This is a genomic window from Pelovirga terrestris (genome assembly GCF_014773365.1).
In the GTDB taxonomy this organism is placed as follows: Bacteria; Desulfobacterota; Desulfuromonadia; order Desulfuromonadales; family Geopsychrobacteraceae; genus Pelovirga; species Pelovirga terrestris.
In genome coordinates, this window is the sequence record NZ_JACWUN010000008.1 from 142,891 (window position 1) to 149,403 (window position 6,513).

General features: G+C 55.2%; 5 protein-coding genes. 1 reads left to right on the plus strand and 4 read right to left on the minus strand.

Annotated elements, in window-relative coordinates; all coding sequences use genetic code 11:
• Positions 1 to 29: 29 nt before the first annotated feature.
• Positions 30 to 614 carry a YceI family protein gene (locus tag ICT70_RS08720; RefSeq protein ID WP_224746922.1) on the plus strand — a complete coding sequence of 195 codons (585 nt, stop codon included), beginning with the start codon at positions 30 to 32 and terminating at the stop codon, positions 612 to 614.
• A 66-nt stretch (positions 615 to 680) separates the two neighbouring features.
• Here the strand turns inward: ICT70_RS08720 and ICT70_RS08725 are convergent, their stop codons facing one another.
• From ICT70_RS08725 to ICT70_RS08740, 4 genes are all read right to left on the minus strand, one after another.
• Positions 681 to 1,991 (minus strand): HlyD family type I secretion periplasmic adaptor subunit, encoded by a 1,311-nt coding sequence (locus ICT70_RS08725; protein ID WP_191155609.1) that lies wholly within the window; start codon positions 1,989 to 1,991, stop codon positions 681 to 683.
• Positions 1,991 to 4,087, minus strand: coding sequence for a peptidase domain-containing ABC transporter (locus tag ICT70_RS08730; RefSeq protein ID WP_191155611.1), 2,097 nt, complete (start codon positions 4,085 to 4,087; stop codon positions 1,991 to 1,993). The genes ICT70_RS08725 and ICT70_RS08730 overlap by 1 nt, the downstream gene beginning before the upstream one ends.
• Complete coding sequence (locus tag ICT70_RS08735; RefSeq protein WP_191155613.1) at positions 4,087 to 5,391, minus strand: TolC family protein; 1,305 nt, start codon at positions 5,389 to 5,391, stop codon at positions 4,087 to 4,089. Before ICT70_RS08735 ends, ICT70_RS08730 begins: the two co-directional genes overlap by 1 nt.
• A 94-nt stretch (positions 5,392 to 5,485) precedes the next feature.
• Positions 5,486 to 6,513: calcium-binding protein (locus ICT70_RS08740; protein ID WP_272977233.1), on the minus strand; the 1,028-nt coding region annotated here is incomplete at its 5' end.

The following is a 6,513-nucleotide window of genomic DNA, read 5'->3' on the forward strand; positions in this document are numbered from 1 at the left end:
ATAGTCCTTGCTGCAAAAAGGAGAGCCTTATGTTCAGATCACTTCTGATGATTCCCGTGTTTTTATTGACATTTGTTGCCGGCAGCGCTGCTGCCACCACCTACATGGTTGATGCCACCCACAGCCAGATCCATTTCAGCGTTAACCACCTGATGTTTTTCAAGGTACGCGGAACATTCAACGAGTTTTCCGGCAGTGTGGATGTTGATCCTGTGGCCAAAACACTCACTGCGGCAGCAGCCACGATCAACACTGCAACTGTCAACACTCGTGACGAAAAACGCGACGAACACTTGCGCAGCGATGACTTTTTTGATGTTGCCAACCACCCAACTATCAGTTTTACCAGCAAGACGGTTTCGGGCGCCGGTGACAACATCAGGGTTGTCGGTGATATCACTATTCGCGGCGTGACCAAAGAAATCACCCTGAACGGATCTTTTGTTGGAGCAATGACGGATCATATGGGGAACGAACGTGCCGGCTTTGTTGCCACAGGGGAAGTAAACCGCAAGGATTTTGGTCTTAACTGGAACCGCGCACTGGAAACTGGTGGGGTTGTTGTTGGTGATACCGTTGAAATCGGCCTGGAAATCGCGGCGGTAAAACAATAGAAGATCTTGCTTGGGAAATAGGGGGACATAATCGGTATTATTTCCCCCTATTTCCCCCCTATTTCCTCAACGCACACTGATCCCCTCATCCAGATAGCGGATCAGCGGATAGAGAAAAAACTCGATGATCCGTCGCTTGCCGACCTTGATTTCCGCGGTGACACTCATGCCGGTGACAATCGGGGTCTCGACTCCGTCAACAGAAAGGTGTGTTTGTTGCGGATCGACATATAGTTCGTAGACCAGCCCCAGCAGGTCATCGTCGATACTGTCGCGCGCTACCTGCAGCACCTTGCCTTCGAGTATGCCGTATTTCTGAAAATTGAAGGTATCGACTTTGATTGAAACATCCATCCCTTCCATCACAAATCCGGCATCCTTGTTTTGTAACAAAGCACGAATCATCAGGGGAGATTGTTCGGGAACAATATAGGCAAGAATCTCCGCCGGCCCAACCACACCACCAACGGTGTGAAATAACAGCCGCGACACATAGCCGTCCACTGGTGCGGTGATCTGCTGGCGACCGCTCAAGAAACTCTTTTGCTCAATCTGCGCCTGCAGGTAAAGCAGTCGTCGGCTCTTTTCCGCCAGATCCTGCAGCAATCGATTGCGAAAATCCTCCCTGATCACGGCAAGTTCCTGCAGGGTCTGCTGCTTGCGGGCGGAGATCTCTTCTTTGCGCCGCCGGGTGCCCGTCAGTTCGTTCTCGAATCGATACAATTCTGCCTGTACCTGTTCAAACTCCTCCCGACTGATGATATCCCTGACCTGCTCCAGACGCTGCAATCGTTCACCCAGTTGCGCCACCATGGTAGTCGCATAATCAGCCGCGTCACCGGCCATCGCCGATTGTTCCGACAACTGCCGCAGCACCGCTTCATGGGCACCGAGCTGCTGCTGAAGACGTTCCTTTTCCGCGAGAAAAATCTCGTACTGCATGGTAAACAGTCCCGATGGATCAACCGGATCTGCCGGCAGAAAAGCACGATTGGTCAGCAATGCATTGATACGCTCGCGTTCAATCTCCACCTGACGCAGATCAACAGATAAGGACACCAGTTCCGGATCGATACTGGACGGATCGATCTCCATCAAGACCTGTCCTTGCCTGACATAATCCCCCGCCGCTACCAGGATGCTGCGTGCGACCCCGCCGCTTAAGGGCTGAACCGTTTTCACTTCACCGGTGGGGATCACCTTCCCCCGCGCCGTGACCACGACATCGACTTTACCGATAACCAGCCATAGGGCAGCAAAACCCATGGCACCGATAATAATCCAGAAAATGATCCGCCCGAGGGGGTTCAGGGGACGTTCCTCGATCTCCACCAGTAACGGCTTGAACTCATGCTGGTCGTTATTATGTTGTCGCATCAGAACCCCTGCTGGGCATGAAGACCGGCATAAACACCCCGCTGTTGCAGCAGTTGCTCATGACGGCCGGACTCCACCAGCTTGCCCTTATCCAGCACCAGAATCAGATCGCACTCCTTGATGGTCGCCAACCGGTGCGCAACAATGAGGGTTGTTCTGCCCTGCTTGATCTTCTTCATGTTCTGCTGAATGATATGTTCCGACTCATAATCCAGGGCCGAGGTCGCTTCATCAAAAATCAGCAGGCGCGGGTTATTGATCAGGGCCCTTGCAATGGCGATACGCTGCCGCTGCCCCCCGGAAAGGGACGCCCCACGCTCGCTCACCGGGGTATCGTAGCCTTCGGGTAATTGCGCGATAAACTCATGAGCGCCGGCGATCTGCGCCACCTGAAGGATTAACTCCATCGGCGCATCAGGTTTCGGCAGGGCGATGTTGTCACGAATGGTGCCGCTGAACAGATAGCTCTCCTGCAGGACCACGCCGATGTTATAGCGCAGCCAGAACGGGTTCATGTGGCGACTGTCGATATCATCGATATAAATTGCCCCCTCGGTGGGAAGGTAAAGCCGCTGCAGCAGCTTGGCCAGGGTACTTTTGCCGCTGCCGCTACGCCCGACAACACCGACGCTCATCCCCTCTTTGATCTCCACTGAGATACCATCCAGCACCCTGGGACCATCGGGGTGATATGTGAAGGATAGATGATCCAGCTTCAACGAACCTTTAAGCCGTGGCAGGGTGATCGCTTTGTCGCTGCTCACCTCGCGGGGATGATTAAGAATATCACCCAGCCGATCGACCGACAGCAGCGCCTGCTGGAACTCGTGCCAGAGGTTGACCAGTCGCAGCACCGGACCGGAGAACTGCGCGGCAAACATCTGGAAGGCAATCAACTGACCGATGGTCAGATCCCCCTGCAGCACCGCCTTGACCCCGAGGTAGAGGATGGAAATCGTCATCAGCTGGCGCAGGGTACCGGAAATGGCACCGGCGATGTTGGCGATATTGGCCAGGCTGAAACTGGACTTGACGTATCCACCGAGATGATCCTCCCAGCGGTTCTGCATCGTCCCTTCAACCGCCAGGGACTTGACCGTCTGAATGCCGGTGACCGACTCGACCAGATAGGAGTTGGATTGGGCGCCCATCTGAAATTTGCTTTCCAGACGCCGCCGCAACTCCGGGGTAATCACCAGATAAATCAGGGCGATGAGACTGACGAAGGCAAGGGCGACCAGCGTCAGCTTGACACTGTACAGCAACATCACCGCCACAAACACCAGGGAGAAGAACAGGTCAATGACCACGGTCACCGCTTTGTTGGTGATAAATTCGCGGATATTATCCAGCTCCCTGACCCGCGCGGCAATGGTACCGACCTGACGCGCCTCGAAATAACGAAAGGGCAGCCCCAGCAGATGCTTGAACAGCTTGCAGCCAAGCTTGGCATCCAGCTTATGGGCGGTATGAATGAAAATGTAGTTCCGCGAGATGTTCAGCAACAGCTCAAAGACCGCCACCGCCAGAAACGCGATGGCCAACACATCCAGCGTGGTCAGACTGCGGTGGACGATGACCTTGTCGAGAATCACCTGGGTAAAGAGGGGCGTCACCAGTCCGAACAACTGAACGACAAAGGAACCCAGCAGAACCTCAGCGATAATCCGCTTGAAATGAAGAATCTCCTGCAGAAACCAGTTAAAACCGAACACCACCTGTGAGGATATCTTCTTGTGGCGCAAAATCAGGTAATCGGCGACGCGTTCGTCCAGTTGTGCGTAGCTCAGCTCAAAACTCTTTCTGTGCACCGGATCAAACAGCAGGGCCTTGTCCTGCTTAGGGTCCAGTTTAAGCAGCACACTGTAAACGCCGACGCGGTCAATCACCAGCGCCGGTAACGGATAACCGGAACCAACCTGCTTTGCCGTCAACTTTTTGCGTTTTGCCTTAAAATCATTGGCTTTAGCGATGCGCAGCAGCTCATCGACCGTTATCTGTTCGCCGATACTGAATTCCCGCGCAATAGCACGGATATCTACGTCGATCCGGTTCATGCGTGCCACCAGCTCAAAGGCGATCAGGGCTGGATTCATCAACTCCCCTCCATCAGATTGTGCAGTAACAACGACTGCACCGCCAGGTCGATGCGGCGTATATCCAGCTCCATCTTCTGTTGAGCCCATTCAATCTGTTGGCGCCAGGCAACAACCTGATCAAGTAACTGCTGCTCTGTCATCCGCTCCAGATCCTGCCGTTGCCGGTCGATCAGGGTCTGCCGCTCCAGCCGTACCGACTCCTGCTCTGTGAGGTTTTGATAAAGGCGTTGACGTTGCCTGATTTCGGCCCGGATCTCACCGATCGCACTCTGCTTTTTCAGCTCCAATGACTTGAGCTCATGTTGCAACCGCGCCGTTTGGGCGAGACTGCGAAATCCGGCAAACAAGGGCACATCGACGATAAGAACAATCCGGCTGTCGCGCGAGTTCAGGGATGAAAAGGAATCATCAAAACGGCGCTGATCACTACCGAACATTCGGTGGGAGCCGGTCAAAATCAGTTGCGGGTACCGACTGCGACGGGCCAGTCGCAGTTCGATTTCTTTCCGGGTTATTTCCTGCTGTGCGGACTGAATGTCAGGATGTTGTTCGACATCGTAGAGGTCGCTATCAAGGATTGATCCCGCTGTCACCTCCGCCAGAACCGTGGTCGGCGGCGAATACTCCCGGCCGGTTAACAACGTCAGGGAATCGAGCGTGTTGGCAAACTCCACGGCCAGATCCTGTTCGGCCACACCGGCAGCGGCCAGCTCCAGTGCCGCTGCGGCAACCGCCTCCCGGCCATATTTGCCGGCCTCCTGCAGTCGCTCCGAAGAGCGATAGATTGCCAGCAGGGCTTGCCGGCGCCGGCGCTGCACCCCTGTCTGTTGCTGCAACTTCAGCGCCTGACCATAAATTGCAATTACCTGACGGTGGATATCTTTGCGGATTGCAGCTCGCCGATACTCGGCAAGCTGCCGCCGCCCTTTGTTGAATTCGAGATTCAGAGTCCTGCGGCCAAAGTCGTAGAGAGTGTACTGAGCAGAAAAGGTCAAGGAGTGTTTGTAACCGGAGGCACTGTCGGCCAGGATGGCGTCACCGACCGAGACCACGTTGTCGGCGGCGCCATGGACACGAACATACTCATTGCCCAGGCGCGCCGACACTTGCGGATAATAGTCGCTGCGGGCTTCCACTATCTGCGCCGTCGCCGCAAGCAGATCAAACTCCGCAATCCGCACGGCCGGCGCCTGGGCTTCAGCATCTCGCAGGACCTGTTCCAGACTGATCTGCCCTGCCAGGACTGTCGGCACCTGCCATAACAGTACAACGCACAACAGTAGTGTGATGTTGATGAACAAGCTCTTCCCCTCCCCGCCTATATACAAACAATTCACCATAAATAGACCGTGCGGGGGCTAGAAAGCACCCCGCACGAAACCGGCTGGTGAAAAATCAGGCCGCCGTTTGCCAACTGCCTGCGACCATCGTCATCAATTCATGGTGTTGACGCACATCTTCGATACTGTTCAGCGCAATCCCTTCGTTCACCGCATAAGCCGACATTTCCTGCAGCAGTTGATTGATGTCGGCGTCGGTCAGGTAGCTACCGTTGGCCAGTTGAAGCTGATCGACGGCGTAACTTGAGCTGTAAAAATGGTTACTGACGGTAATCCGGTCGTCAGTCCCGTAACCGATGTCCAGGTGGTTGCCGTTGCGAAAAACAGCAATAGAGTCGGCTGCAACACCGGCATCGAACAGAATGCGGTCGAATCCACTGGTGTCATAATTGTTGATGGTGTCGTTGCCGTCACCGACACTGAACAGGTAGGTATCGTTTCCCCGCCCGCCGTTGAGATAATCATTGCCGACGCCGCCAATCAGAAGATCATTACCGCTGCCACCGTTGAGGGTGTCGTTGCCTTCGCCACCGTAGAGAAGGTCGTTACCGCTGCCGCCGGTCAGAATGTCGTCGCCGGCCAGACCATACAGGGTCATGGCCGAACCGATGCCGGTGAAGCTGTCGTTCCCCTCACTGCCATAGAGGGGCCGCCGGAAGATCGCGTCTTCGTCCCATACCGTGCCGTCGGCGAACGCCATCCGCTCAATACGGTAATAGCTATGGGCATAATAATTCTGCACGGTGATCTGATCGTCGCTGCCGCTGCGCCGGATGATCAGATGGTTGCCGGAGCGGGAGAAGACCAGATCATCCGGCGCAATCCCCTCACCAAACACCAGGGTATCGATGTTGCCGCTGGTGGTGTCGTAATCGTTGATGGTATCCTGCCCCCAGCCTTTATCGAACAGGTAGGTGTCGTTACCGCGTCCACCGTTCAGCAGGTCATTGCCGGCACCGCCAATCAGAAGATCATTACCGCTGCCACCGTTGAGGGTGTCGTTGCCTTCGCCACCGTAGAGAAGGTCGTTACCGCTGCCGCCGGTCAGAATGTCGTCGCCGGCCAGACCATACAGGGTCATGG

What these genes read in the sequence shown, in the direction of transcription:
- ICT70_RS08720 (WP_224746922.1), top strand. Translation starts at nt 30, where the DNA reads ATGTTCAGATCACTTCTGATGATTCCCGTGTTTTTATTGACATTTGTT.
- ICT70_RS08725 (WP_191155609.1), bottom strand. Translation starts at nt 1,991, where the DNA reads ATGCGACAACATAATAACGACCAGCATGAGTTCAAGCCGTTACTGGTG.
- ICT70_RS08730 (WP_191155611.1), bottom strand. Translation starts at nt 4,087, where the DNA reads ATGAATCCAGCCCTGATCGCCTTTGAGCTGGTGGCACGCATGAACCGG.